The following is a 25,011-nucleotide window of genomic DNA, read 5'->3' as shown; positions in this document are numbered from 1 at the left end:
CATCATGCCGGGGCCGGCTGGTTACCTACGCCTTCATCCTCCCGGACACCGGCGTCATGAAAAAGGTAACGAGGGGCTAGTAGACCGTGAGGCCCTTGGCCCGGAAGGTCTCTCGTGCGGCTTCCGTGGATTCCAACGACGGCGGCTGCACACCTTTCAGGGAGTAGTTCAGCCCCAGCGTGTTCCACTTGTCCTCACCCATGTTGTGGAACGGCAAGACCTCAACACGCTGCACCGAACCCCAACGGGCCACGATCTCGGCCACCGCCTGGACGTTCTCCGGCGCATCCGTGAGTCCCGGGACCAGCACAAACCTGATCCAAACAGGTTTGCCCATCTCCGCCAGACGGTCACCGAAGGCCAAGGTGGGGGCCAAGGCTCGGCCGGTGGTTTCCCGGTAGGTGGCCTCGTCTCCGGACTTCACGTCCAGCAGGACCAGATCGACGTCGGCCAGCAGCTCGTCATCGGCCACCCGGCCCAGGAAGCCGGAGGTGTCGATGGCCGTGTGCACACCCATCTCCTTGGCACCCCGCAGGATGCGCCGGACGAACTTGTGCTGGAACAGCGGTTCACCACCGGAAATGGTGAGTCCACCACCCGTGGCCTGAAAGATCTTGCGGTAGCGCATGACCCGCTTCAGGACTTCCTCCACCGATTGCAGCGTGCCGTTCTTCAACTGCATGGTGTCCGGGTTGTGGCAGTACTGGCACTGCAAGGGGCATCCGGAGAGGAACAGCGTCATGCGGGTGCCGGGCCCATCCACTGCCGTGACCAGCTCCCAGGAATGGATGGAGCCCATCAGACCTGCGTGCAGCGCCTGCACTTTCTGATGGTGCAGGGGCCGGCCGTCGTCGTCGAGTGGGAGCAGCTCCCGGTGAAGGTCACCCAGTGTCTCCGGGAGGCCGTCAGCCGTTCCGCGGAGTAGGGGCTGAGGAAGCTCGGTCACAGAGGCCGCGCGGACGGGTTCGGTGGCGCGCATGGCCGCCACCGAACCCTCCGACGGCGTGAACCGGGGGTGCGTGGTTCGCGTACCTGGCATGTGGTCAGTGCAGCCGATCTCAGACGCGGTCGTGGAACGTCCGGGAGAGAACATCCATCTGCTGCTCACGCGTCAGGCGCACAAAGTTCACGGCGTAACCGGAGACCCGAACCGTCAGTTGCGGATAGTTCTCCGGGTGGGCCATGGCATCTTCCAGGGTCTCCCGGTTCAACACGTTGACGTTCATGTGGTACCCGTCGGAGACGTTCTGGGCATCCAACAGACCCACCAAGTTGGTCACCTGCTCGTCCTTGGTGCGCCCCAGACCGGAGGGAACCACGGTGTTTGTCAGAGAGATCCCGTCCATGGCTTCATCGAACGGCAGCTTGGCCACGGACAACGCGGAAGCCAACATGCCGTGGGTGTCACGCCCGTTGGACGGGTTGGCACCCGGGGCGAACGGCTCGCCGGTACGGCGGCCGTCGGGGGTGTTGCCCGTCGCCTTGCCGTAGACCACGTTAGAGGTGATGGTCAGCACCGACTGCGTGTGGACGGCATCCCGGTAGGTGGGGTGACGGCGGACGCGTTCCATGAACTCGTGCACGATCTTGACCGCAATGTCATCCGCGCGGTCGTCGTCGTTGCCGTAGGTGGGGAACTCGCCCTCCACGGTGTAGTCGGTGACCAGGCCTGATTCGTCGCGCACCGGGCGGACCGTGGCGTACTTGATGGCGGCCAGGGAGTCCGTGGTCACGGACAACCCGGCGATGCCGCAGGCCATGGTGCGCAGCACGTTGCGGTCGTGCAGGGCCATCTCCAGGCGCTCGTAGGCGTACTTGTCGTGCATGTAGTGGATGCAGTTCAGCGCCTCCACGTAAGTGGCGGCCAACCAGTCCAGCAGCACCAGGAACTTGTTCCAGACGTCCTCGAACTCCAGGACCTCACCGGCCGCGGCCGGGTACTCCGGGGCGATCTGCTTGCCGGAGATCTCGTCCCGGCCACCGTTGATGGCGTACAGCAGGGACTTGGCCACGTTCACGCGGGCGCCGAAGAACTGCATCTGCTTGCCCACCGTCATGGGGGACACGCAGCAGGCAATGGCGGCGTCATCCCCGCAGGCACCGCGGATCAATTCATCGGACTCGAACTGGATGGCGGAGGTGTCAATGGAGACCTGGGCGCAGAAGCGCTTGAAGCCCTCCGGCAGATCCGCCGACCAGAACACCGTCAGGTTCGGCTCCGGGGCCGGGCCCAGGTTGTAGAGGGTCTGCAGGACTCGGAAGGAGGTCTTGGTAACCAGGGTCCGGCCGTCGGCCCCCATGCCGCCAATGGACTCAGTGACCCAGGTGGGGTCCCCGGAGAAGAGCTGGTCGTACTCCGGGGTGCGCAGGAAACGCACGATCCGCAGCTTGATCACCAGGTCATCCACGATCTCCTGGACTTCCGACTCGGCCAAGGTGCCCTCGGCAAGGTCTCGGGCAAAGTAGACATCAAGGAAGGCGGTGTTGCGACCGAAGGACATGGCCGCACCGTTCTGTTCCTTCCCAGCTCCCAGGTAGGCAAAGTAGAGCCACTGCACGGCCTCGGTGGCATTGGCAGCCGGGCGGGAAATGTCAAAACCGTAAGCCTCCGCCATGGCCTGCAACTCACGGAGCGCGCGGATCTGCTCCGAGTTCTCCTCGCGCTCGCGAATGATCTTCTCGTCAGCGGCGTAAAGATCCAGCTCGGCGCGCTCGCGCTTCTTGGCCTCCACCAGGGCGTCCACACCGTAGAGGGCAACGCGGCGGTAGTCACCGATGATGCGACCGCGACCGTAGGCATCCGGCAGACCCGTGACCACGTGGGAGGAGCGTGCCGCACGGACATTGGGGGAGTAGACGTCAAAGACGCCGTCGTTGTGGGTCTTGCGGTAGGTGGTGAAGACCTTGTCCAGGTCCGGATCCACCGGGTAGCCGTAGGTTTCCAGGGAGTTCTTGACCATGCGCCACCCGCCGTTGGGCATGATGGCACGTTTCAGCGGGGCATCGGTCTGCAAACCCACAATGATTTCCTGCTCGGCATTGATGTAACCGGGCTTGTGGGAGGTGATGGTGGACGGGGTGGTTGCGTCGACGTTGTAGACGCCCTTGTCCCGTTCGGCCGGGAACATGGCCAGCAGCTGCTCCCAGATGCCGGTGGTCCGGGCCGTGGCGTTCTCCAGGAAGGAGGAGTCGCCGTCGTAGGGGGTGTAGTTGCGCTGGATGAAGTCGCGCAGATCCACTCCGTCCTGCCACGGACCACCGTCGAAACCGCGCCAGGGGTTGGTTTGCGGGTCGAATTGATCGTCGTTGATCAGGCGGTCAGTGGTTTGGGCAGTCATGGTGCTCCTCCTGACGTGGCCGGGGCGTTGTGCCGTCCCGGACGTTTGATTTGGGGGCATGGCCAGATGCGGACGTGCCCTCACCTTCATTGAAAACGCTACGGACCCCGGGCAGGTCGGGTCGGCCAGTTGCAGTTGGTTTCTTGGTGAACCTGTGTGTTCGTGTGCGTTTCGTGTGTTCGCATGGTGAACACACGAGGTTGATCGAGGGTTTTGTGAGATTGCGCGCACGCCAACAGAAAAAGGCCACCGCCCCGTTCCCGTGAGAACGCCGGGTGCTAACATCGTGGACATTGGATGACGAGTCCCGGTGGAAAGCTCTGGCTGGCCGGGCGGCAACCCTCTCACGTGGTGGGGTGCCCCAGATGCACATCCGGCTCCGGTCAACGGACCTGCGGCAAGCACGGAATCAAACTCCGCACCTCACGGGGTGATTCATCGTGTGTGCTCGGGTACCAGACCCACGCATCACGAATGAAAGGCACACCCTCCCATGCGCGCTTACCGAGTTTCCGTACTGGCAGTCACCACCGTCCTGGGCCTCACCCTGGCCGCCTGCGGTGGTTCCGAATCCGCTGAAGGCCCCTACGACGACGAGGTCATCACCCTGGGCGTGATCGGTTCATCTCCCGTGGACCAGGCCATCGTGGACGCTGCCGCTGAAGAGGGGATCACCGTGGAGCTGCGCGAGTTCGGCGATTACAGCCAGGTGAACCCCGCAACCGTCAACGGTGACATCGACATGGCACGCTTCCAGCACATCGCCTACCTGGCGGACTACCGGAACAACTCCGGCGAGGACGTGGTGCCGATTGTTTCCACCTCGATCTACCCCATGGGCATCTACTCCAACCAGTACGATTCCCTGGACCAGATCCAGGATGGCGATGAAATCGCGATCCCCAATGACTCCATCAACCAGACGCGCGCCCTGCTGCTTCTGGAAGCCAACGATCTGGTGCAGTTCACCTCAGAAACCACCGCACCCACCGAGTCGGACGTGGACACGGAGAACTCCAAGGTTCGGGTCACACCTGTGTCCGCTGAGCAGACTGTGCTCTCCCTGGATTCTGTGGCGGCCTCCGTGGTCAACAACGACTTCCTGGAGCGCGCCGACCTGAACCCCCAGGACGCACTGGCCGAGGACGGCGTGGGCGAGGAGAGCTCCTACCCCTACGTCAACCTGTTCACCACCACCGAGGCCAACGCCGACGACGAAACCTTGAACAAGGTTGCCGAGCTGTTCCACACGGACTCCGTGCTGGAGGCGGAGGCCGAGGAGTCCCGCGACACCGCCGTGTCCCTGGACCTCTCCCGCGAGGACATGGACCAGATCCTGGCTGACTACCAGGAAGACCTCAAGAAGTGACCTCGACGGTAACGGACAGCCCCTTGTCCAGGCCTGGTGAAGACGCTGAGGTGATCGTTCGTTTCGAGAACGCCACCAAGACGTTTGTGACCGGCAAGGGCAAGGGCCGGCGAGAAGTGACCGCTGTGGAGGATGTTTCTCTGAACATTCGCCGCGGTGAGATTTACGGTGTGATCGGTTACTCCGGTGCCGGCAAGTCCACCTTGGTGCGCATGATCAACGGCTTGGAGCCTGCCACCAGCGGCAAGATCCAGGTGGACGGGCATCAGGTGGATGGCCGGACCGAGGACCAGTTGGCTCCGGTGCGCCGGGACATCGGCATGATCTTCCAGCAGTTCAATCTGTTCACTTCCCGCACCGTGGCCGGCAACGTGGAGTACCCGTTGATCCGTGCCGGGTGGGACAAGGCCAAGCGCAAGGCGCGGGTGGAGGAACTGCTGCAGTTCGTGGGTCTCACGGAACGTGCCGGGAATTACCCGGAACAGCTTTCCGGTGGGCAGAAGCAGCGTGTGGGCATTGCCCGTGCGCTGGCTGCTCAGCCCAAGATCCTGCTGGCGGATGAATCCACGTCCGCGCTGGACCCGGACACCACGCAGGAAGTGCTCGGCTTGTTGCGCCGGGCCAACCGGGAGTTCGGCATCACGGTGGTGCTGATCACCCATGAGATGGACGTGGTTCGCTCCATCGCGGACCGTGTGGCCGTGATGGACAGCGGGCGAGTGATTGAGGAGGGCCCCACGGCCCGCATCTTCTCCGCCCCGCAGACCGAAACCGCCCGGCGTTTTGTGGGCACCGTCAGCCATGACGCCCCCAACGCGGAGGAGTTGGCTCACCTGAGCCAGCACAGTCGGGGCTGTTTGGTGGTGGTGGATGTTCGCGACGGCGTGGACGTGGGTTCCGTTCTGTCCTCAGCTGCCGCCCGCGGAGTGAACTTCCGGATCGTGTTCGGTGGGGTCTCTGTGCTGCAGAAGCAGTCCTTTGGGTCCCTGACTTTGGATCTGGCCGGTGAACCGCAGGCCGTGGAGGAGACCATTGCCGCCTTGGGTGAACTGACCACGGTGAAGGAGGTGTCGGCATGAACTGGTCCACCATGGGCCCCCAACTGCTGACCGCCATCGGCGAAACCCTCTACATGGTCTCCGTGACCATGATCATCGCGGGTCTGGTTGGCTTGTTCTTTGGCGTGGCGCTCTACGTCACCAGGCCCGGAAACCTCTACGCCAGTCGCGTGGTCAACACCGCGATCAACTTGGTGGTGAACTTTGTTCGCCCCATCCCGTTCATCATTCTGCTGGCGGCTCTGGGGCCGCTGACGGACTCCGTGATCGGCACCCGCCTGGGGCAGAATGCGGCGATCTTCACCATGTCCATCGCCGCCGTGTTCGCGGTGGCTCGCATTGTGGAACAGAACTTGATGTCCGTGGATCCCGGTGTGGTGGAGGCTGCCCGTTCCATGGGGGTCTCCCGCCCCAAGATCATCACCACGGTGATCCTGCCGGAGGCCCTTGGGCCCCTGGTGTTGGGCTACACCTTCCTGGTCATCGGTGTTACGGACATGTCCGCCATGGCCGGTGCCATCGGCGCCGGTGGTTTGGGTGACTTTGCGCTGCGCCTGGGTTACCAGCGGTTCAACGACGAGGTCACCTGGGCCGCCGTGGCCGTGATCATCGTGCTGGTTCAGCTGGTGCAGTTCGTGGGCAACTCCATGGCCCGCAAGATCATGCGCCGCTGACGCCATCCACCTGGCTGAACCGGGCGCGACAAAGCCCCTCCTTGGACTGCTTCGCTTGAGGTCCGCTGCGGAGGGGCTTTGTCGTGCCCGGCCCCCGTGCAACGCCAGGCCAGAGAATTGAGCGCCTTCCGCAGGACGTCAAGCGAAGCAGTCCAAGGAAGGCGCTCAATTCTCTCGACCCCACCTGACCGCAGGTGCGACGACGACGGATGGCGGGTGGCGTCGTCGTTGTGAAGAGACGGGTACGCAAAAACCACGGCTGAGTACGGGAATGACCAGAATGTGGCCGGGAAGCTGGCGGAATGCGTACTTGACGGTGGCGAAACCGTACCCGGCCCTGGGAATCCACGGGTGGACTGTGGGTAACTGCCGGGGGAGTGTGGTTGCATGTCCGCCGTGACTGTTCTGCTCTACGTGGTTGGTGTGCTGATCGCCGCCGTGGCCTTTGTGCTCTCCATCGCCCTGCATGAGGTGGGGCACCTGGTCCCCGCCAAGCTGTTCAAGGTGCGGGTGCGGCAGTACATGGTGGGGTTCGGTCGCACCATTTTTTCCCGACGACGCGGCGAGACCGAGTACGGGCTCAAGGCCGTCCCTCTGGGGGGATACGTGGCCATGGTGGGGATGTACCCTCCGGCCAAGGGCGAGGCGCCCAGCGTGGATTCCACCGGGTTGTTCCAGCAGGCCGTGACGGAGACCCGCAGCCAGGAGGACCTGCACTCCCAGCCGGGGGACGAGGACCGGGCATTCTACAAGTTGCCCGTGTACAAGCGTCTGATCATCATGTTGGGCGGGCCGTTCATGAACCTGGTGATCGCGGTGGTGTGCATAGCCGTGCTGATCATGGGATTCGGTCGGGAAGCGCCCACCACGCAGATTTCCACGGTCAATGAGTGCGTGATCCAGGTGGAGGCGGACGCAGAACAGGCACAACAAACGCGGACCCGATGCACGGAGGCCGACACGGAGGCCCCTGCCCATGCCGCCGGACTGGAGCCGGGGGACCGGGTGGTGTCCATCAACGGTCAGGAGGTGGGTTCCTGGGAGGAGCTGACCACCATCATCCGGGAGCAGGGCAACCGGGAAGTTCCGCTGGTCTATGAGCGTGACGGCCAGGAAACCACCACAACCATCACCCCTCTGCTCACCGAACGCCCTGTGATGGATGACAACGGGGATGCGGTGGTGGAGGGCGGCCAGTACGTCTTGCAGGAAGTTGGCTTCATTGGTGTGAGCCCACGTTTTGACTTGGTGCCCCAGCCCGTCACGGAAGTTCCCGGTGCGGTGTGGGATGCCTTGAGCAATGTGGCAGGCGTGCTGTGGCGATTGCCGGTGAACGTGTGGAACACCGCGGTCTCCACCGTGACTGATGCCCCGCGCGATCCCAACGGGCCCATGTCCGTGGTGGGTGTGGGCAGGATCTCCGGTGAAGTGGCCACCACGGACCAGCTGAACCTCAGGGAGAAGTCAGCCACCCTGGTGGGGTTGATCGGATCCGTGAACATGGCCTTGTTCGCCTTCAATCTGCTACCGCTGCTGCCTCTGGACGGAGGGCATGTGGCCGGTGCGCTGTGGGAGAAACTGCGCCGTAGCTTCGCCAAGCTCACCGGCCGCAAGGATCCCGGTCCGTTTGACCCCCTGAAGCTACTTCCGCTCACGTATGTGGTGGTGGGATGTTTCCTGGTTATGACCGTGGTCCTGGTGCTGGCGGACATCATCGAACCGGTCAGATTGTTCTGAGCAGGCACCCGGTGTGCTCCACCTGGGGCACAATGGAGGATCGGCAGCGGCGCAACCGCGCACTGTTGCCCAAGAACACAACACCTACGTGTCAGGAGCATTTGTGAGTCCGGTCAGCCTGGGCATGCCCGCAGCACCTCAGCCCGTCCTCTCGCCTCGTCGGCGCACCCGGCAGATCCGCGTGGGCTCCGTGGGGGTGGGCTCCGATTCGCCGGTGAGCGTGCAGTCCATGACCACCACGCCCACCACGGACATCAACTCCACACTGCAGCAGATCGCGGAGCTCAACGCTGCCGGTTGCGACATTGTCCGGGTGGCCTGCCCGTCCCAGGACGACGCCGATGCCCTACCCATCATCGCCATGAAGTCCCCCATCCCGGTGATCGCAGACATCCACTTCCAGCCCAAGTACGTCTTTGCAGCCATCGACGCCGGATGCGCCGGTGTCCGCGTGAACCCCGGCAACATCCGCAAGTTCGATGACCAGGTGGGCGACATCGCCAAGGCCGCCAAAGACGCCGGGGTCTCCATCCGCATCGGTGTCAACGCGGGCTCGCTGGACCGCCGCTTGATGGAGAAGTACGGCAAGGCCACTCCTGAGGCACTGATGGAGTCGGCCAAATGGGAGGCCTCCTTGTTCGAGGAGCACGACTTCCACGACTTCAAGATCTCCGTCAAGCACAACGACCCCGTCACCATGGTTCGCGCCTACCAGCTTCTGGCTGCTGAAGGGGACTGGCCGCTGCACTTGGGTGTCACGGAGGCAGGTCCTGCTTTTCAAGGCACCATCAAGTCCGCCACCGCCTTCGGCGCTCTGCTCTCCCAGGGCATCGGCGACACCATCCGGGTGTCCCTCTCCGCACCTCCGGTGGAGGAGGTCAAGGTGGGCAGCCAGATCCTGCAGTCCTTGGGTCTGCGCCCCAAGAAGCTGGAAATCGTCTCCTGCCCCTCCTGCGGCCGCGCCCAGGTGGACGTCTACAAGCTGGCCGATGACGTCACGGAGGGGCTGAAGGACCTGACCGTGCCCCTGCGCGTGGCAGTCATGGGTTGTGTGGTCAACGGACCGGGTGAGGCTCGCGAAGCCGACCTGGGTGTGGCCTCCGGCAACGGCAAGGGCCAGATCTTTGTCAAGGGCGAGGTCATTCGTACGGTTGCCGAGGACCAGATCGTGGAAACCCTGATTGCAGAAGCCAACCGCATTGCGGAGGAGATGGACGCTGAAGGTGCCGAGGAAACGGGTGCACCCTCCGTCACCGTGGCCGGATGAAGTTCTTCTCCGGGACCGGTTCCAGACTGGTTCCACCGCACGCCGTCCCGTCCGGGGCGCTGGACCAGTTGATGGCCACCCACCAGGTGACCTCAGCCTTTGTTGCCGAGAATGTGGGCAACTTCCGGGCGGCCCCCACACCTCAGACGGCACCAGTGGTGGGCGTCACCCGGCGCGGTCTGGGCCTGCCGGGGCGGCGCTCGCAGCCCATGGAACTGACTGGGGCCTGCTGGGTGGGCAGCAACGTGGTCCCCGTTGCCCTGGACGACGACGGCGTCAAGCTGGTGGCCGATCATCTGCTGACCGCACGCTCGCCACGGGCATCCTTCTTCGGCCCGCAACGTGAAGTTCTGGGTTTGTGGGAGTCGGTCAAGCACCGATGGTCTGATCCGTTTGCGGTGCGTGAAGACCAACCCTTCCTGGTTGCCAGTGAGCAGAGCCTGAGTCAGCCCCATCCGGAGGTCCGGCTGGCGCGCCGTTCCGATTTTGCCAAGGTTCTTCCGGCCAGTGCGGCCATGTTCACGGAGGAAGTGGGCTACGCCCCGGACACCAGCAAGGAGTCAAGTTACGTACTGCGCGTGGCCCATCTGGTCACCAAGGCCAGAACATACGTGGTCATGCGGGAGAACAAGGTGGTGTTCAAGGCGGACATCGGCGCTGCGGCCGGCCAAATCTGTCAGATCCAGGGCGTGTGGGTGGCACCGGAGTACCGAGGGCAGGGATTGGCCGCGTCCTTCATGACCTCCGTGGTGGAGGACGTTCGCCACAGGTGGCCCACCGTGAGCCTCTACGTGAACTCGTACAACCTGCCTGCCCTGAAGACCTACCACCGTGCCGGATTCCGGCAGGTGAGTTCATTTGCCACGGTTTTGTTCTGACGTCATGTGTTGTCACAAGTCTGGAGGGCGTCTGCGTCGTCGTGAATGAACAGGACACCGCTGCTGCTCCAAGGTTAGGCTGATCAGGCAATTCGCGCCTGGGGAGCTCCGATACGTCAATGCTCCGGGCCCATTGACCACTGACGGGTTGGTCGGTCAAGCGGTCGACTCACCAGAGCTTCTGGATGACATCGTGACAGGGGAAACGGATTCCGGCTTGACTCTTGCTGCACGAGCCTTTGAATCGCCGGACGCTGCGGAGAAGAAGATCCGATCCATGGCGCAGACGTACGTGGATTGCCCGGAATTCACCATATCCGATGACATCGGTGCCCAGTTGGAGATGACCATCACTTCCCTCACGCCGGAGATTGATGGTGCAGGCGCCGTGTTCGTGATGAGCGCCCAAGCGGATGACGGGGAAGTGACGATCGTGGGCAGCGGCATGAGCGTGGGCAACGTGGTGGTTCTGATCAACGACCTTGAAGGGTGGACTGTGGAATCGCCCAGTGGCGGGTCCACCCAGGGGCAGGAGGAGAACTCTGTCATCACAGGTGCGCTCGATGAGGTTGCCGCGGGCCTGATGGACGGACCGTCCCCGAATCCAACCGGCCAGTCCAGGGTTTCCTCATGACCCGTCATGTCATGTCATACGACGGACTCTGACACAGAACCCGCCGTGAGGACTGGAATTCGCATCTGCAAAGCATTAGTGTGATCCACACCAACGCCGGATGAACTCCGCCCTGTGCCACTGCAGGTGGAGCCGGCCGATCAAGGGGAGAAACATGGCTGAGAAGTCGAAGTTCTTGTTGGCAACGGGCGCTGTGTGTGTGCTGGCCCTGACCGCCTGTGGCAATGGTGGAGGCGGCAACGGAGGTGAGGAATCACCCAGCCCCACACCTGTGGTGGCCCCAGATGACTACACCGTGGACACCGCTGAGTCCACGCTGGCTTCCGCCACGGTTGACGGGGAGGAGGTCAGCGACGTCGTCTCCCTCCGTGAAGGCATGCAGGACTCCGGGGCTCAGGATGCTTCATCCATGATGGCCGCCATGATGGAACTGATCGACAGCGACCCCGCTGAGTGCAAGGACCCGGTGATCACCGCTGTCACCGCCGGCGCCCTGAACGGCGAGGGCGTCACGGAGCACACGAATGACATGGTGGGTGGAACGGGCCCGAACGACGAGACGATCTCCGTCCGAGTCATGGATTCCCGGGATGCCGCTGACCAGGCCGTCAAGGACCTGAAGTCCAGCCTGGACGACTGCCAGGAATTCACGCTCTCCTCCATGGGGGACGGGACCACGGTGAACTCCTCCACGTCCAGTCCCGAGGTCGAGGGGGCCGGGGAGACCTTGGTGTTCTCCGGTACCGGCACCAATGAGGACTCGACTGCCAGCCCCGACGCAGAGGGTGAGAACACCTTCAGCACCTCAGCCATGAGCGTGGGCAACATGGTGGTCATGGTGGTTCCCGGCACCGGAGCTGCCGTGGTTGGGGGAGGCAGCAGCTCACCCACTGCCAGCCCCGCCAGCGAGGATGAGCTGCAGAGCTCCATGAGTGATTTGGCTCAGGCATTCGTGGACGGTCCCGTTGAACCCACTGAATCTGCCAGCCCGGGCGACACCGCCAGCCCCACGGCCAGCCCCACCGAGTCCTGACCCCTTCCCACTGATCGTTGCCTGGTGGACCCCTGTGTCCGCCAGGCAACGACTGTTGTTCACCTCAGATCAAGGAGCACCACACCATGGCAACTCAACGACGCTTTGCTCTCGTCACGGCCACCTCCGCAGCAGCCTTGCTGGCACTCTCCGGCTGCGGCCTGTTTGTCGGCGACGACGATTCGGCAGACGACACCGCAACTCCCGAGACCACCACCACGCAGACGGAAGAGGCCACCCAGTCTCCGGAGCCCACGGAGACGGAAACCTCCAGCCCGTCACCCACGGCAACAGAAACCAGTACTTCCGCATCCGGGGCACCCACGGACTTGACCAACAGCCGAGTGATGGGTGCGATGAACGGCCAGACCGTTGACGGGGTTCAGGTCAATGCCGCCACCGCCTCCATCATGGAAGCCTCCGGTTACGACATTCCTGCTCTGCTGCAGGAAGCCATGGGTGTGGTCACTGTGGACCCGGCCCAGTGCTCGGACCCGGTCCAGGGGTCTTTCATGGGTGGTGTGATGCAGTCCAACGTGGATGAATCGGTGGTGGCTGCTGATCAGGACGGTTCCGTGATCATCACGGTGCACACCTATGACTCCGTGGATGAGGCGGAAACTGAGCTCCAGGGCTTCCGTGACAGCACTCAGGACTGTGAGCAGGCCACCATGGCGCTGGACGGCGCCGCCATGGACATTGAGCTCACGGATGAGGAAATCTCCGTGGAGGACGCTGAAACCGCCATCACCACCACGTTCACCGCCACGGGCGCAGGCGGCAGCATGGATGTGCACACCGGGCGCATGGTGTACGGCAACTCTGTGGTCACCGCGATTTCTACGAGTGAGTACGACGGTCAGCGGGCAGACTACGAGGCCATGTTGAGTGAGGTGGCTGAACTGCTCCAAGACGCCTGAGCGGCGGGGCACAGCCTGAGCGGCGGGGCACAGCCTGAGCGGCGGGGCACAGGCTGATCCCTGATCAGCAGAGCCTCATCGGCACAGCAGCACAGGAAACGACGGGTCGGACTCGCGGGCGATAAGATGGCCCGGGTCCGGCCCGTCGTCGTTGTGGTGGGTGCGGATCCGCTCGGCAGCGCGCTGACCGAGGCCCAGAATTTCAAGAATCCTGAAACGGAGCTCTCCTTGGCACTGCGACTGTCCACCTTGTTCCTGCGAACCCTGCGCGAGGACCCCGTAGACGCTGAGGTGGCCAGCCACCGTCTCCTGGTGCGCGGCAGCTACATCCGCCGTGCGGCCCCCGGTGGTTTCACCTGGTTGCCGTTGGGCATGATTGTGCTGCGCAAGATCGAGGCGATCGTACGTGAGGAGATGAACGGGATCGGCGGCCAGGAGGTGCTGTTCCCGGCTTTGCTGCCGCGTGAGCCGTATGAGGCGACCGGCCGTTGGGAAGAGTACGGGGACAACTTGTTCCGGCTGAAGGACCGCAAGGAAGCGGACCACCTGCTGGCCCCCACGCACGAGGAAGTTTTCACCCTGCTGGTCAAGGACCTGTACTCCTCCTACAAGGACCTGCCCGCGATTCTTTACCAGGTGCAGACCAAGTACCGGGATGAAGCCCGCCCGCGCGCAGGCCTGATCCGCTCGCGCGAGTTCATCATGAAGGACTCCTATTCTTTTGACGTGGACGATGCCGGCCTGGCCGAGTCCTACCGCCTGCACCGTGAGGCCTATGTGCGCATCTTCAAGCGTCTGGGCCTGGAAGTGGTTGCGGTTTCTGCCGACTCGGGTGCCATGGGTGGTTCCCAGTCGGAGGAATTCTTGTTCCCCACGGCCATTGGTGAAGACACCTTTGTGCGCTCCCCGGGTGGTTATGCCGCCAACGTTGAGGCCGTGACCACTGTGGTGCCGGATTCCGTTCCCTACGACGATGCACCGGACGCCGTGGTGTTGGACACCCCTGATTCGCCCACCATTGACACGTTGGTGGAGCAGTCCCAGAGTCTGCACCCGCGTGAGGACCGGCCGTGGACAGCGGCGGACACCTTGAAGAACGTGGTGGTCAAGGTGACCCGTCCGGATGGTGAAACCCAGCTGGTGGCCATCGGCCTGCCCGGGGACCGCAACGTGGACCTCAAACGCTTGGAGGTCAGCCTGGGGGACGTTCTGGAGATCGCCGGTGAGATCGACGTCGAGCAGGCCGGTGACGAGGACCTGAAAACTCAGCCTTTGATCGTCAAGGGCTACCTGGGCCCGGGCCTGACCTTGAACGAACCGTTGCTGGGGGAGAAGTCCGCCACGGGACTTCCGTACTTTGTGGATCCCCGCGTGGTGGAGGGCACCCGCTGGGTGACCGGTGCCAACGTGGCCGGACAGCACGTGTATGACCTGGTGGCAGGCCGTGACTTCACCTGGGATGCTGCCATCGAGTGCGCCCAGGTGCTGCCCGGTGACCCTGCGCCGGATGGTTCCGGTCCGCTGGAAGCTGCTCGCGGGATCGAGATGGGCCACGTTTTCGCCCTGGGGCGCAAGTATGCCGATGTGCTGGGTCTGAAGGTTCTGGATCAGAACGGCAAACAGGTTGTGGTGACCATGGGCTCCTACGGGTTCGGGGTCACCCGCGCCGTGGCCGCCCTGGCGGAGGCCAACCACGACGACAAGGGCCTGATCTGGCCGCGCGCCGTCGCTCCCGCCGACGTGCACGTGGTGGCCACAGGCAAGGGACCTGAGTTCATGGCCGAGGCGGAAAAGATCGTGGAGGAACTGGAAGCCCAGGGACTCTCCGTGCTCTTTGACGACCGTCCCAAGGTTTCCCCCGGCGTGCGCTTTGGCGATTTTGAACTGCTGGGCGTGCCCACCATGTTGGTGGTCGGCCGTGGACTGGCAGACGGTGTTCTGGAACTCAAGGACCGTGCCACCGGCCAAGCTCAGGAGATCGCCCGTGAGGGCGTGGGGCACGCCGTTGCGACCGCCATCGGAGCTGAGGCATGAGCAATCAGGAACTGACCGCCACGTTGCGTGACCTGCTGACCCCTGTGGTTCAGGACTCCGGTTTGTACTTGGAGGAGATCGAGATCCGCGGGGCCGGTGAGACCCGCGTGGTCCAGGTCTTGGTGGACCTGCCCGAGGACACCACCGAAGGCGTGGACATGGATGACATCGCCCGGGTCTCCCACGCCATCTCCGATGCACTGGACCAGCATGATCCGGTGGACGGACCTGCCTATGAGCTGGAGGTCTCCTCTCCGGGGGCCGCCCGGGAACTGAAGCAGCTACGCCACTGGAAACGCTCAGTGGGTCGTCACGTGGCCGTCACACCCTTGGACACCAGCACCGGTGGCAAATTCGTGGCTCAGCTGCTCTCCGTGGAACCGGCGGGCGACGACGACTCAGCGGTGACTCTGCAGCGCAGTGAACAGGTCAAAAAGGGCATGCCGGTCAAGCTGCTGGAACCCGAAACCTGGCAGCTCTCCCAGATCCGCCGGGCCAAGGTGGACGTCCAGGACTGAACCGCACACGGCACCGGGTGAGTGAACCGTGCCGAGGTGTAGGATTGAAGGCTGAATCAGGATGTGAGGCTTGGTTCCCCACGCCGTGAACAACGGCGTGCTGCCGGGCCCACAACCACCATGTAATTGACGATCAACAGCGTTCCACCCGTTACGGGCGGTGCGCTGTTGTCCATCACGGGACGCTGTTGACCACAGTGGACCAGGACCAGGAAGGCTCGATATGGACATCGACATGAGTGCCCTGCGGATGCTCGAACGTGAGCGCGAAATCCCGGTGGATCTGCTGGTCCCAACCATTGAGCAGGCTCTGGTGCTGGCCTACCTGCGTTCAGCCGGGGCCATCAAGGACGCCCGCGCGGAGATTGACACCAAGTCCGGTCACGTGACCATCTGGGCCCCTGAACTGGACGAGGAAGGCAACAAGATCGGGGAGTTCGACGACACTCCGTCCGGCTTCGGCCGCATTGCCGCCTCCACTGCACGTCAGGTGATTCTGCAGCGTCTGCGGGACGTGGAGGACGACAACGTCCTGGGTCACTTCAAGGGCCGTGAAGGTGAAGTGGTCTCCGGGCAGATCCAGCAGGGCCGCAATCCGAACATGGTGCAGGTGGACCTGGGCACGGTCGAGGCCTTGCTGCCCCCGCATGAGCAGGTGCCGGGGGAGAAGTACCCGCACGGCAGCCGCATCCGCGCCTACATCGTGGAAGCCCGCCGCGGCCCCAAGGGTCCGTCCATCACCTTGTCCCGGTCCCACCCGGAGCTGGTGCGCCGCCTGTTCGAGTTCGAGGTCCCGGAGATCTCCGACGGCGACGTGGAGATCATGGCCATTGCCCGTGAAGCCGGGCACCGCACCAAGATCGCCGTTGCGGCCAACACCTCCGGTGTCAACGCCAAGGGCTCGTGCATCGGTGAGATGGGAACCCGCGTGCGTGCGGTCATGAACGAGCTCGGCGGGGAGAACCTCGACATCGTCGACTGGTCAAATGACCCCTCCGTGTTCATCAGCAACGCTCTCTCCCCGGCCAAGACCGTCAGTGTTGAGGTCCTGGATGAGCGTGCCAAGGCGGCACGCGCCGTCGTTCCGGACAACAAACTGTCCCTGGCCATCGGCAAGGAGGGCCAGAACGCCCGCCTGGCCGCCAAACTGACCGGCTGGAAGATCGACATCGTGGCCGAGTCCCGCGCCTGAGACCCTGCGCGGGCCCCGGGCTCGCGTGGCGAAGGCCTCAAATTAGCGCCGGTGGACGGACATGGCGCTAGACTGGTCTGCGGTCGAAAAGTCGATGGTTCACGCCTTGATGCAGTTGTGTCAGGGAATCTTCCCCTTCAGGAGCGCGTTCAGCACATGGGACACCTCATGCAGCGCACCTGCATCGGATGCCGAGCCGTTGGATACCCCGACCACCTTGTGCGCTTGACCGTGCAGGCTGAGGCGGCCGGGATCGTCGTCGTGATTGATCACAAGCGATCCCTGGGCGGCCGCGGGGCATGGTTGCACCCCACACAGCAGTGTGCGGAGAAAGCCGAACGACGCCGCGCATTCAACAGGGCCTTCAAGGCTCAGGTTGAAGCCGGTGAGGCCGTGCAGCAGATCAAGCAGGCAACCCAACCGTTGGGTGCCGCGCACAAGTGAGCCGACCACGGTCACCGTCAGGTGGCCGCGTCCAAACCGGCTGAGCCGTCAACGTGGCGGACAGTTGAACTTCCGGGGCGGACTGCCATGGAAAGCGAGTCAGAAACTGATGGAAACCCGATGAGTGCCGAACGATGAGTGCTTTGCAGTGCTCTGAACACGGTGTTCCCGTGCGCACCCATGCGCCGGGAAACCCCCACGGCAAGTAGTCGGTCCGCCTCCTGTCACGGATGCGGACCGGGACAGGAGAAAAGTGGCTAAGCAACGAGTACACGAGCTGGCCAAAGAGCTTGGCATGACCTCCAAAGAGGCGATCGCCAAGCTTCAGAATCTGGGCGAATTCGTCCGCGGTGCATCGTCCACCGTGGAGCCCCCGGTGGCCAAGAAGCTCAAGGACGCGGTGGGCACCAGCGCCCCCGCAGCGGGCACCGAAACCAAGGAAGCAGCGGCCAAGCCTGCTGCCAAGTCCGCACCCAAGAACGACGCCGCCAAGCCCGGCGCGCAGGCAGCACCGGCAGCCAAGCCGCAGGCAGGCCCCAAGCCCGGTGCAAAGCCGGCACCAAAGCCCGGCGCCAAGCCTCAGGCTGCATCTGCCGAGACCCCGAGCAAACCTGCAGCACCGGAGGCCGCGCAGGCACCGGCTGCACAGGAGAGCGCCCCTCAGGCTCAGCAGTCGCCGGCGGAGCAGTCCCAGGCCGAGCAGCCTCAGGCTGAGTCGGCCAAGCCGGCTGCCAAGCCCGCAAGCGGTGCCACCCCCGGCCCCAAGCCCGGTGGATCCGGCCCGCGTCCGGGCAACAACCCGTTCGCTTCCCAGCAGGGCATGTCCCGTCCCGGCCCGCGTGGTCAGGGTGGCGGCCAGGGCGGACCCCGTCCCGGTGGTCCGCGTCCGGGCAACAACCCGTTCGCTTCCCAGCAGGGCATGTCCCGTCCCGGCCCGCGTGGTCAGGGCGGCGGCCAAGGCGGCCCCCGTCCGGCCGGCCCGCGTCCCCCGCAGGGTCAGGGTGGCAGCCAGGGCGGTCCCCGGCCGGCAGCACCGCGTCCGGGGCAGGCGCCTCGCGGACCCCGTCCGTCCGGTCCCCGCCCCAGCCCGAACATGATGCCCGGCCACACCTCCAACGTTGCCCCCGTGGGTGCACGTCCGGCAGGTCGTGGTGGAGCAGCAGGTGGCCAGGGTGGTCCGCGCCGCGGTGGCGGCGGCGGTGCCCCGGGTGCCGGTGGCGGCGGCGGATTCCGTCCCGGTGGTGGACCCGGCCGTGGTGGCCGCGGTGCCACCCAGGGTGCCTTCGGCCGTGGTGGTCCGTCCCGCAAGGGACGCAAGTCGCGTCGGGCAAAGCGCCAGGAACTGGAGCAGATGAATGCCCCCAAGATCGGTGGCGTCTCTGTTCCGCACGGTGACGGTTCAACCGTGGTGCGTCTGCGTCGCGGTGCGTCCCTGATGGACTTTGCGGAGAAGATTGAGGCCAACCCGGCCGCACTGGTCCAGGTGCTGATCCACCTGGGCGAGATGGCAACTCAGACCCAGTCCCTGGACGAGGAGACCTTTGAGTTGCTGGGTGCTGAGCTCGGCTACGTCATCAACATCGTCTCCCCGGAGGACGAGGAGCGCGAGCTGTTCGAGTCCTTCGACATCGACTTGGCCGCTGAAACCGCTGCCGAGGATGACGAAGTGCTGGAGCCCCGGCCTGCCGTTGTGACCGTGATGGGTCACGTGGACCACGGTAAGACCCGTCTGCTGGATGCCATCCGCAACACCCGTGTGATCGAGGGCGAAGCCGGCGGCATCACCCAGCACATCGGTGCTTACCAGATCTCCACAGAGGTCGAGGACCAGGAGCGCAAGCTGACCTTCATCGACACCCCGGGTCACGAGGCGTTCACCGCCATGCGTGCCCGTGGTGCCCAGGTCACGGACATCGCCCTGCTGGTGGTTGCTGCGGATGACGGCGTCATGCCGCAGACCGTTGAGGCGTTGAACCACGCCCAGGCTGCCAACGTGCCGATCGTCGTCGCAGTGAACAAGGTGGACAAGCCGGAGGCGAACCCGGAGAAGATCCGTGGCCAGCTCACCGAATACGGTCTGATCCCCGAGGAATACGGTGGCGACACCATGTTCGTGGACGTCTCCGCCCGTGCCGGGCAGAACATCCAGGGGCTGCTGGAAGCCGTTGTCCTGACCGCGGACGGCACGCTGGAACTGCAGGCCAACCCCAACAAGGAAGCCCGCGGTGTGGCCATTGAGGCCAACCTGGACCGTGGCCGCGGTGCCGTGTGCACCGTCCTGGTGCAGTCCGGCACCCTGCGTGTGGGCGATTCCATGGTGGTGGGTGGCTCGCACGGTCGCGTGCGTGCCATGTTCGATGAGGACGGCCACAACGTGGAGGAAGCAACGCCTTCCCGTCCGGTGCAGGTGCTGGGTCTGAACTCCGTGCCGCGTGCCGGTGACACCTTCCTGGTGACCACTGAGGAGCGCACCGCTCGTCAGATCGCCGAGAAGCGTCAGGCCGCTGACCGCAACGCCCTGCTGGCCAAGCGCCGCAAGCGCGTGACCCTGGAGTCCTTCGACGCCGCTGTGGCCGAGGGCAAGATCGACACCCTGAACTTGATCATCAAGGGTGACGTCTCCGGTGCCGTGGAGGCCCTGGAAGACTCGCTGATGAAGATCGAGGTTGCCTCTGACGACGTGCAGCTGCGCGTGATTCACCGCGGCGTGGGTGCCATCACCCAGAACGACGTCAACCTGGCCACCGTGGACAACGCCATCATCATCGGCTTCAACGTTCGCCCCGCCGAGCGTGTTGCCGAACTGGCAGACCGAGAAGGCGTGGAGATGAAGTTCTACTCGGTCATCTACAACGCGTTGGACGACGTCGAGGCAGCGCTCAAGGGCATGCTCAAGCCGGAGTACGAGGAAGTCGAACTCGGCAAGGCAGAGGTCCGCGAGGTATTCCGTTCCTCCAAGTGGGGCAACATTGCTGGTTCCTACGTCACCGAGGGGCTCATCAAGCGCAACGCCAACGCTCGCCTGGTGCGCGACGGAAACGTGGTGCAGGAGAAGCTCAAGATCGAATCGCTGCGTCGGTTCAAGGATGACGCCGTTGAGGTCCGCGACGGATACGAGTGCGGTATTGGGCTCGGTTCCTTCAACGACATCAAGGAAGGCGACATCATTGAGACCTGGGAGCTTCAGGAGAAGCCCCGCGCGTGATCGCCTGCGTTCCCGTCACGTGTGATGCGTGAATGCGACGGCCCGTACCGAAAGTCCTTGACCGGACGGGTACGGGCCGTTGCCACCCGTAGAGGTTTCTTGCGCCGCACGGCGTGAAGAACAGTGAAGCTGCCTCACCCCTGGTGGGTGAGGCAGCACAAGAACTTTTCATGAAGGAGAGACCATGGTTGACGCACAGCGCGCCACGCGGATGGCTGATCGCATCAAGGTGATTGTTGCCCAGGCACTGGAACGGCGCATCAAGGATCCCCGCCTGGGGTTTGTGACGGTCACGGATGCCCGGGTGACCAATGATCTTCAGCACGCCACCGTCTACTACACCGTGTACGGAACGGCTGAGGAGAAGGCCGATTCTGCCCGTGCGTTGGAGTCCGCCAAGGGCATCCTGCGTTCGGAGGTGGGCAAGAACATCACCGCTCGCCTGACGCCCACCCTGGAGTTCGTGGCGGACGAGATTCCGGAGGCCGCCTCCCACCTGGAGGACGTGCTGCGCCGGGCCAAGGAGAAGGATGCCCAGGTGGCAGCCGCGGCTGCTGGCGCCCAGTACGCCTCCGGCGAGAACCCGTACCGCACCTCAGAGGCAGAGGAGGACTCAGCCGCCGATTCTGAGGCCGACGACGACGCACTCGGTGCATCTGATGTGGATGTTCCCGAGTCCGCGGACGCGGATGCACAAGGCACCGCAGGGGAATCCGAGCGGTGACACGCCTGTCCAAGGACCCAACATCCTCCCGTGGTTCCGCTCAGCGGCAGCCGCGGGAGGATGTTCCGCGTCCCGATCCGTCCCTGCCGGTGCCAGAAGGCCTGGTGGTGGTGGACAAGCCGCAGGGCTGGACCAGCCATGACGTGGTGGGCCGCCTGCGCCGGTTGTGCGGCATCAAAAAAGTGGGTCACGCCGGGACCTTGGACCCCATGGCCACCGGTGTGCTGGTGGTGGGCGTGGGCCGTGGCACCAAATTGCTGACCTACCTGGTGGGTGCGGACAAGACCTATGAGGCCGTGATCCGCTTGGGGCAAGGCACGGTGACGGAGGACGCCGAAGGTGAGGTGACCGCCGTCGCTGCACCGGAATCGGTGGATGCGCTCACTGAGGAGCAGATCATGCAGGCCGTAGGTGGGCTGTTGGGAGAGATCCAGCAGGTGCCATCGGCGGTATCTGCCATCAAGGTGGACGGCAAGCGGTCTTACGCCAGGGTCCGAGCGGGGGAGAACGTCCAGTTGGCGGCCCGAACCGTGACGGTCTCCCGGTTTGACGTCCACTCCATGACTCCGCTGGATCTGGCAGACGGCACCCATGTGGTGGATCTGTCCGTCACGGTGGATGTTTCCTCCGGAACCTACGTGCGTGCCCTGGCTCGTGATCTGGGGGATGCACTGGGAGTTCACGGTCATCTGACGGTGTTGCGGCGCACCCGGGTGGGGTCATTGGATCTCACCCACGCAGCCGATCTGGACGAGTTGAAACAGATTATTGCCGGCGGCGCCACCGTGCCCGTCACCTCCCCGGACACAGCTGCCCGTGCCATGTTCCCGTCGCGTGAGCTGACCTCGCAGGAAACCACGGACCTGGGCCACGGCAAACGCATTGCAGCCACGGGTTCGGCAGAATTGACTGCGGCATTCGCACCCGACGGCGGCGTGGTAGCTCTGCTGGAGGACCGCGGAAACCCCGGTGAGCGCACCGCCAAACCCGTACTGGTTCTGCGCGGGCAATGATTGGTGCTGCGCGAGCAATGACTGGTGCTGCGCGAGCAATGACTGGTGCTGCGCGAGCAATGACTGGTGCTGCGCGGGCCATGATGAGTTCAGGTGGCTCCATCGATTGGTCCAGGGGCTGCCATGCTGCCGGGGGTCACAAGAGTTGAGGAACGTGAAGGAGCGCGTTGATGCTGTGGGGATATGACGGATGGTTCTGGGCCTCCGTGCTGCTGGGCACGCTGTCTTTCCTGGTGTGTGTTTTTCAGGCGCTGCGTGGTCGTGCCCCCAGCGATCTCACCCAAGGCTCCGTGTTGCTACAGGAAGTGTTCCTGTTGGTCTACGGGCTGGGCTCCATCGTGATGTTGTTCGTGGGGCCGGAGGCCGCCGGCAGTGTCCTGGAGTACTGGGGCTACCTGCTCACAGCGTTGATCATCCCGGCTGGCACCTTCATCTGGTCACTGGTGGAGCGCTCCAGTTGGTCCAATTGGGTGCTGGCCGCCACCGGACCCACCATCATCGTGATGGTCTACCGCATGAACTTCATCTGGTACTACCAATGAGTTCTGCGCACTTTGAGCCGTCATCAGAAGCTGAAGGCGGCTCAAACTGCGCAGAACTCCCACCCGCCAACCCTGACCGGAGAATCCTGACGTGAGTCACGACCCCACCACTTCCACTCCCAGTGCCCGCGCTGCCAAGGCGGATCCAGGACAGGATCCAGCTGCCCGCGGGGGAGTCCTGCAGCGCCGCTTTGGTCCCAAGGAGCAGCAGACGCGTCCGCATGACGCCAAGAACTCGGGTTTCGGCCGCGTGATCATCGTGATTTACGGGATCTTTGCCCTCTCCGCCGGGGTGCGTGCTGCCTACCAGATTGGTACGCAGTTCGACGTCGCTCCGCTGGCCTACCTACTGTCCCTGTTTGCGGCCGTGGTCTACGTCCTGGCGGCGGTGGCACTGACTCGCACGGGTGCCCTCTGGCACCGGGTGGCCACGGTGGCGGTGTTGATCGAACTGGTGGGGGTCATCGGAATCGGAACCTGGACCTACGTGGCCCCGGACCTGTTTGCGGATGACACCGTGTGGTCCCATTTTGGCCAGGGCTACGGTTTTGTGCCGCTGGTACTGCCGTTCATCGGCCTGTGGTGGTTGTGGAAGACCCGCCCGGCCGCCAACCGCCGCACCGTCAAGGAGCACGCATGACAGACCTGCCGCAGCAGCCACCCACCCTCACGGACGGGGTGGTCACCCTGACCCAGATGTCCGAGTCGGACGTGGAGCAGCTGGTCGTCAACTGCCAGGACCCGGCAGCAGTGCGTTGGACCACGGTGCCTGATCCTTATGACGCCGACGCCGCCCGCTGGTACCTTCTGGAACACGCACCCGAAGCCTGGCGTGCGGGTACAGCTTTCAACTGGGCCGTCCACGACACCGACGGCCACCTGCTGGGCACGGTGGAGCTCGGCCGGATCCGCGGCACCAGCGCTGACATCGGATTGAACTTTGGGCCGCACGCACGTGGCACCGGCGCGGCCCTGGCGGCGTGCCGACTCCTCATGGATTACGCGTTCACCACCCTGGGGTTCACGCACCTTCACTGGATCGCCTTCGACGGCAACTGGGCCTCCGTGAAGCTCTCCTGGAAACTCGGCTTTGGCCAGCCCGTGTTCATCCCCGGATACCTGGAACAGCGCGGGGAGATCCGGGACTGCTGGTTGGCCACCATCCGGGCCACCGACTCCCGGGAGCTGGCCTACGAATGGCGCGTTCCGGCGTCGTCATGACGTAGGGGCTGCAGCAGGTCACTGACTCGGCGGGGCAGTGGTGAACCCGCTAATCTGAGTGCAGCAAACAGACCGTCACCAAACCCGCTGTCCCACCAGAACCCGCCCACAAGGAGCACTGTGCACCGCTACCACTCCCTCACCGAGGTCCCTGAGGACTTTGGGCCGTCTGTGGTGACCGTTGGCAATTTCGACGGCGTTCACCGTGGTCACCAAGAGGTCCTGAAAAAGCTGGTGGAGATGGCGCGTGAGCAGCAGCGCCAGGCGGTGGTGCTGACCTTTGACCCGCACCCGGCTGAGGTGCACCGGCCTGAGACCCACCGCGGGAAGATCATGGGCACCCGGGACAAACTGGATGCCATGGAGGCGCTGGGGCTGGATGCGGTGCTGGTCCAGCATTACAACCTGGATTTTGCGGGGCAGTCACCGGAGCAGTTCGTGACCGACTTCCTGCGCGCCGGTCTGCATGCCGAGTGTGTGGTGGTGGGGGCGGACACCCGGTTCGGACACGAAAATTCCGGGGATGTGAACGTGCTGCGCAGCCTGGGTGAGCAGCAGGGCTTTGACGTGGTGGTGGTGGAGGATCTTGAGGGCGAGTTGGTGGGGGAGGACTCGGACCGTCGAATCTCCTCCACCTGGATCCGCGAACTGCTCTCCCGCGGTGAGGTGGCTGAATCCGCTGCCATGCTGGGCCGGCCGCACAGAGTGCGGGGCACTGTGGTCCATGGTGCCGCCCGCGGCCGCGAACTGGGTTTCCCCACAGCCAACCTGGACTCAGAGGCGGACGGCTACGTTCCTGACGACGGCGTGTACGCCGGCTGGCTGCACGATGCCACGGATCGGCGGTGGCCCGTGGCCGTCTCCGTGGGATCCAACCCCACGTTCGAGGGCGTTTCCCGCGTTGTGGAGGCGCACGTGATCGACCGCCCCGTGGAGCGCGTGGAGGATTTCGACCTCTACGGGCAGGAAGTGGTGGTTGAGTTCGTTCAGCGGCTGCGCGGCATGGTGGCCTATGAGGGCGTGGAGAAGCTGATCGAACAAATGACCAAGGACGTGGAGCAGACCCGCCAGATCCTCAAGGCATCCTGACGCACCTGCTCGGTCTCGCATTTACGACGGGGGGGGGGCCGGGGGCGCGCGGGCGGCCCCGCGGCCGGGGGGGGGGGGGGGGGGGGGGGGGGGGGGGGGGGGGGGGGCGGCCGCCCCCGGG

At 64.3% G+C, this 25,011-nt stretch carries 22 protein-coding genes and 1 riboswitch; of the genes, 20 read left to right on the top strand and 2 right to left on the bottom strand.

Annotation, left to right across the window (positions count from 1 at the left end; all coding sequences use genetic code 11):
• Positions 1–76: 76 nt before the first annotated feature.
• Together pflA and pflB are read right to left on the bottom strand one after the other, a co-directional pair.
• The gene (gene pflA / locus GTW58_RS07335) at positions 77–1,039 is read right to left on the bottom strand and encodes a pyruvate formate-lyase-activating protein (protein ID WP_232818117.1); all 963 of its coding nucleotides are present in this window, start codon (positions 1,037–1,039) and stop codon (positions 77–79) included.
• Between the two features lie 19 nt (positions 1,040–1,058).
• Entirely contained in the window at positions 1,059–3,338 is a 2,280-nt protein-coding gene (gene pflB / locus GTW58_RS07330) for a formate C-acetyltransferase (RefSeq protein ID WP_119933635.1), read from the bottom strand.
• Positions 3,339–3,634: 296 nt separating this feature from the next.
• A riboswitch (SAM riboswitch) is annotated at positions 3,635–3,748 on the top strand.
• An 83-nt stretch (positions 3,749–3,831) separates the two neighbouring features.
• Between pflB and GTW58_RS07325 the strand changes: the two genes are divergently transcribed.
• The 20 genes from GTW58_RS07325 (at position 3,832) to GTW58_RS07230 (ending at position 24,890) form a co-directional block, all read left to right on the top strand.
• Positions 3,832–4,707 (top strand): MetQ/NlpA family ABC transporter substrate-binding protein, encoded by an 876-nt coding sequence (locus GTW58_RS07325; protein ID WP_119933634.1) that lies wholly within the window; start codon positions 3,832–3,834, stop codon positions 4,705–4,707.
• A gap of 53 nt (positions 4,708–4,760) precedes the next feature.
• Complete coding sequence (locus tag GTW58_RS07320) at positions 4,761–5,786, top strand: methionine ABC transporter ATP-binding protein (RefSeq protein WP_370448292.1); 1,026 nt, start codon at positions 4,761–4,763, stop codon at positions 5,784–5,786.
• Positions 5,783–6,439 (top strand): methionine ABC transporter permease, encoded by a 657-nt coding sequence (locus GTW58_RS07315; protein ID WP_047690801.1) that lies wholly within the window; start codon positions 5,783–5,785, stop codon positions 6,437–6,439. The genes GTW58_RS07320 and GTW58_RS07315 overlap by 4 nt, the downstream gene beginning before the upstream one ends.
• A gap of 396 nt (positions 6,440–6,835) precedes the next feature.
• Complete coding sequence (locus tag GTW58_RS07310; RefSeq protein ID WP_119933638.1) at positions 6,836–8,176, top strand: M50 family metallopeptidase; 1,341 nt, start codon at positions 6,836–6,838, stop codon at positions 8,174–8,176.
• A 103-nt stretch (positions 8,177–8,279) separates the two neighbouring features.
• Positions 8,280–9,443 carry a flavodoxin-dependent (E)-4-hydroxy-3-methylbut-2-enyl-diphosphate synthase gene (gene ispG, locus GTW58_RS07305; RefSeq protein ID WP_189587264.1) on the top strand — a complete coding sequence of 388 codons (1,164 nt, stop codon included), beginning with the start codon at positions 8,280–8,282 and terminating at the stop codon, positions 9,441–9,443.
• A complete protein-coding gene (locus tag GTW58_RS07300) occupies positions 9,440–10,321 on the top strand; it encodes a GNAT family N-acetyltransferase (RefSeq protein ID WP_119933633.1) in 882 nt (293 codons plus the stop codon). The genes ispG and GTW58_RS07300 overlap by 4 nt, the downstream gene beginning before the upstream one ends.
• 217 nt (positions 10,322–10,538) lie before the next feature.
• Complete coding sequence (locus tag GTW58_RS07295; RefSeq protein ID WP_157980571.1) at positions 10,539–10,955, top strand: hypothetical protein; 417 nt, start codon at positions 10,539–10,541, stop codon at positions 10,953–10,955.
• Positions 10,956–11,109: 154 nt separating this feature from the next.
• Positions 11,110–11,988, top strand: a complete 879-nt coding sequence (locus GTW58_RS07290; RefSeq protein ID WP_119933631.1) for a hypothetical protein — start codon at positions 11,110–11,112, stop codon at positions 11,986–11,988.
• 86 nt (positions 11,989–12,074) lie between these two features.
• Positions 12,075–12,908: a hypothetical protein gene (locus GTW58_RS07285; protein ID WP_119933630.1), complete on the top strand. Its 834-nt coding sequence runs from the start codon at positions 12,075–12,077 to the stop codon at positions 12,906–12,908.
• Between the two features lie 228 nt (positions 12,909–13,136).
• A complete protein-coding gene (locus GTW58_RS07280) occupies positions 13,137–14,942 on the top strand; it encodes a proline--tRNA ligase (protein WP_119933636.1) in 1,806 nt (601 codons plus the stop codon).
• Complete coding sequence (locus GTW58_RS07275) at positions 14,939–15,460, top strand: ribosome maturation factor RimP (RefSeq protein WP_119933629.1); 522 nt, start codon at positions 14,939–14,941, stop codon at positions 15,458–15,460. Before GTW58_RS07280 ends, GTW58_RS07275 begins: the two co-directional genes overlap by 4 nt.
• A 223-nt stretch (positions 15,461–15,683) precedes the next feature.
• A complete protein-coding gene (gene nusA, locus GTW58_RS07270; RefSeq protein ID WP_047691027.1) occupies positions 15,684–16,652 on the top strand; it encodes a transcription termination factor NusA in 969 nt (322 codons plus the stop codon).
• A gap of 156 nt (positions 16,653–16,808) precedes the next feature.
• A complete protein-coding gene (locus GTW58_RS07265) occupies positions 16,809–17,096 on the top strand; it encodes a YlxR family protein (protein ID WP_119933628.1) in 288 nt (95 codons plus the stop codon).
• 253 nt (positions 17,097–17,349) lie between these two features.
• Complete coding sequence (infB, locus tag GTW58_RS07260) at positions 17,350–20,301, top strand: translation initiation factor IF-2 (RefSeq protein ID WP_168023486.1); 2,952 nt, start codon at positions 17,350–17,352, stop codon at positions 20,299–20,301.
• Between the two features lie 184 nt (positions 20,302–20,485).
• A complete protein-coding gene (rbfA, locus tag GTW58_RS07255) occupies positions 20,486–21,025 on the top strand; it encodes a 30S ribosome-binding factor RbfA (protein WP_119933286.1) in 540 nt (179 codons plus the stop codon).
• Between the two features lie 89 nt (positions 21,026–21,114).
• The gene (gene truB, locus GTW58_RS07250; RefSeq protein ID WP_119933291.1) at positions 21,115–22,038 is read left to right on the top strand and encodes a tRNA pseudouridine(55) synthase TruB; all 924 of its coding nucleotides are present in this window, start codon (positions 21,115–21,117) and stop codon (positions 22,036–22,038) included.
• Positions 22,039–22,208: 170 nt separating this feature from the next.
• Positions 22,209–22,580 (top strand): hypothetical protein, encoded by a 372-nt coding sequence (locus GTW58_RS07245; protein ID WP_047692602.1) that lies wholly within the window; start codon positions 22,209–22,211, stop codon positions 22,578–22,580.
• 91 nt (positions 22,581–22,671) lie between these two features.
• Positions 22,672–23,220, top strand: a complete 549-nt coding sequence (locus GTW58_RS07240; RefSeq protein ID WP_342453298.1) for a hypothetical protein — start codon at positions 22,672–22,674, stop codon at positions 23,218–23,220.
• On the top strand, positions 23,217–23,801 hold the full coding sequence (locus GTW58_RS07235; RefSeq protein ID WP_119933285.1) for a GNAT family N-acetyltransferase: 585 nt from the start codon (positions 23,217–23,219) through the stop codon (positions 23,799–23,801). Before GTW58_RS07240 ends, GTW58_RS07235 begins: the two co-directional genes overlap by 4 nt.
• Positions 23,802–23,921: 120 nt before the next feature.
• Complete coding sequence (locus GTW58_RS07230) at positions 23,922–24,890, top strand: bifunctional riboflavin kinase/FAD synthetase (RefSeq protein WP_119933284.1); 969 nt, start codon at positions 23,922–23,924, stop codon at positions 24,888–24,890.
• Positions 24,891–25,011: the final 121 nt, after the last annotated feature.

This window comes from Kocuria subflava (assembly GCF_012163155.1).
GTDB lineage: Bacteria > Actinomycetota > Actinomycetes > Actinomycetales > Micrococcaceae > Kocuria > Kocuria subflava.
The sequence above is the reverse complement of the archived record's forward strand: the minus strand, read 5'-3'. Positions and strand labels throughout refer to the sequence as shown.